This window comes from Rhodococcus sp. IEGM 1302 (assembly GCF_030056935.1).
In the GTDB taxonomy this organism is placed as follows: Bacteria; Actinomycetota; Actinomycetes; order Mycobacteriales; family Mycobacteriaceae; genus Rhodococcus_F; species Rhodococcus_F qingshengii.
In genome coordinates, this window is the sequence record NZ_JASHKY010000059.1 from 1 (window position 1) to 2,922 (window position 2,922).

Genomic DNA, 2,922 nt, shown 5'->3' on the forward strand with positions numbered 1-2,922 from the left:
CGTTGACGGCGATGGTGCGTCCGGAGCGGATTCCGTTGTCGTTGGCGCAGCAGCGTATGTGGTTCTTGAACCAGCTGGATCCGCACTCAGCCGTCTACAACGTGCCGCTTGCGATTCAATTGATCGGCGAACTCAATATCGAGGCACTGCAAGCAGCGGTTTGGGACGTTTTGTCACGGCACGAGTCGTTAAGGACTTGGTACCCAACTGATTCAGAAGGGCCGATGCAGGTTGTCTTGCCAGCAACCGACCTGCGACTCGATCTGAATCCGGTTGTCGTGGATAAGGGCTCCGTGATGATTCACGTGTCGGAGATTGTGCAGCGCGGTTTTGATGTCAAAGCCGAAGCCCCGGTGCGTGTCAAATTGTTTGCACTGGATAGCAATACTCACGTGTTCGTTGTTGTTATCCATCACATCGCGGGCGACGGCTCGTCGATTGCACCACTGGGTCGTGATGTCATGGTTGCGTACGAGGCTCGTTCTCGGGGTGAGGTTCCGGGGTGGGCACCGTTGGCGGTGCAGTATGCGGATTACGCGTTGTGGCAACGAGATGTTCTCGGTAGCGTGGATGACCCGAAGTCGGTTGCTTATAAGCAGATTGCATACTGGCGCACGCAACTGGCGGACATTCCGACTGTCCTTGAGTTGCCCTCCGACCGGCCGCGACCGGCTGTACAGTCGATGCGAGGAGAAGCGTTCGAATTCGAAATCGGGGCGGAGCTACATACCGATCTCTTAAGATTGGCGAAGACGAATAACGCAACCATCTTTATGGTGGTTCATGCTGCGGTTGCGATACTTCTCTCGAAGCTGAGCAACTCCGCCGACATTGTCGTGGGAACACCAGTTGCCGGTCGAGGGGAAGCGGCGCTCGATCAACTTGTCGGAATGTTTGTTAACACTCTTGCGCTGCGAACGAGGCTTGACCATGCTGCAAGTTTCGAATCATTTTTGCGCGAGGTGCGGGAAAATGATCTCACTGCGTTTGCCAACTCTGCTGTCCCCTTTGAATGGCTCGTGGACGAACTGGATCCGCTTCGTTCGACTGCCCATTCACCCCTGTTTCAAGTATTGCTTGTGTTCCAAAACTTTGAACAGAATCGCTTCGAACTGCCGGGTCTATCGGTAGCAGCAGTCGAGGCCGATCTTGGTACAGCGAAATACGATCTGCAGATCACTTTGTCGGAGCGTGCGACTGAAAATGCCGTTCCTGCAGGACTTTACGGGTCGTTCGACTATGCGACCGACCTGTTTGATGGGGTGACGATTCAGGCAATCGTCGATCGTTTACTTCGGATATTGGAGGCGATTACCTCGACGTCCACGGTGTGCCTGGCCGCGATCGAGATTCTCTCTTCCGAGGAGCGCAAACAGCTTGTGTCTAAGGCTGTTTCGCACGAGTCTGTTGATTGTGTAGACGAGACGCTCGTTTCGTTGTTCGACAAGCAAGTCGTATGCACACCGGATTCGATTGCGATCTCGTTCAATGAGACAGAATTGTCGTACGGACAGTTCGATGCACGCGTCAACCAGCTCGCCCGGTATTTGATCTCTGTCGGAGTTGGTCCGGAAGTATTTGTCGGAGTTGCTATATCGCGAAGCGTCGAGTTGGTGGTCGCGCTATATGCTGTTCTTAAAGCAGGTGGTGCTTACGTTCCGATCGACCCCGATCACCCGGCCGATCGAATCGCGCACATAGTGGAGACGGCAGCGCCTCTGCTTATACTGACTACCGAACGCGACGGATTCGAATCCGCGGGCCGACAAGTAGTAGATGTCTGCGCGCTGGACTTGAGAACCGTGTCTGCACGTGCGGTTGCGGACCAAGATCGACACCTTCCGCTGCGGCCGGAAAACACTGCGTACTTGATCTTTACGTCAGGCTCCACAGGAAGACCGAAGGGCGTAACTCTTACGCACCGTGCGACGGTAAATCAGTTGCTCTGGGCACAAATGCGATACGGACTGGACGAGTCTGACGTGGTTTTGCACAAGACACCTATCACGTTCGACATATCGGTGTGGGAATTGTTCTGGACCCTTCAGACCGGTGCCAGGCTGGTCATTGCGATTCCGGACGGACACCGAGACGCCGATTACATTGCGAAGACCATCGAGGAGCATCGCGTAACGACGGTGCATTTCGTTCCGTCGATGCTGAACGCGTACATGTCCGCGATTTCAGCGCCGATGAGTGACTCGGTACGCAGGGTGTTCGTTGCTGGCGAGGCATTGAGTGCTGCTACCGTGCGTCAGTTCGCTGCGTATGGGGCAGCGGAACTGCACAACTGGTATGGGCCGGCGGAGGTCGAAGTAGTTACTGCTTGGGAGGCAGTTAGCGAGTTTTCGCGGGTACCTATCGGTGAACCTGTTGCAGGTACAGGAGTCGCTGTGCTCGATTCCGCGCTGAACATGGTGCCGGTGGGTGTTTCGGGCGAGTTATATCTGGCTGGGCCGCAGCTGAGCCGTGGTTACCATGGACGGGCCGACCTATCTGCGGACAGGTTCGTGGCGAATCCGTTCGGGGCTGTTGGCGACCGGATGTACCGCACAGGCGATCTTGTGCGCTGGAATTCATCTGGGGAGTTGGAGTACATCGGTCGTTCGGATTTCCAGGTGAAGTTGCGTGGGCAACGTATCGAACTTGGCGAGATCGAGTCCGCATTGATCGCTCACGACTCAGTTGCGGACGCGGTTGTTGTCTTGCATACCGATGCCGTGTTCGGTGACAGCCTGATTGCGTACGTCATCGGAACTGCGGTGGATTCTTCGGCAGTTCTGAACTCGGCACGAGAAGTCCTTCCGTCGTATATGGTGCCGTCGCAGATCATGGTGTTGGATGCGTTTCCGCTGAATGCTTCGGGGAAGTTGGATCGGAAGTTGTTGCCGGAGCCGGTGTTCGAGGCTGCGGTGTTTAGGG

1 protein-coding gene is annotated in these 2,922 nt (G+C 55.6%); it reads left to right on the plus strand.

The window, feature by feature from the left end; translation table 11 throughout:
* Positions 1–65: 65 nt before the first annotated feature.
* On the plus strand, positions 66–2,922 hold a 2,857-nt coding region (locus QM609_RS29065; RefSeq protein WP_283337654.1), incomplete at its 3' end, for a non-ribosomal peptide synthetase.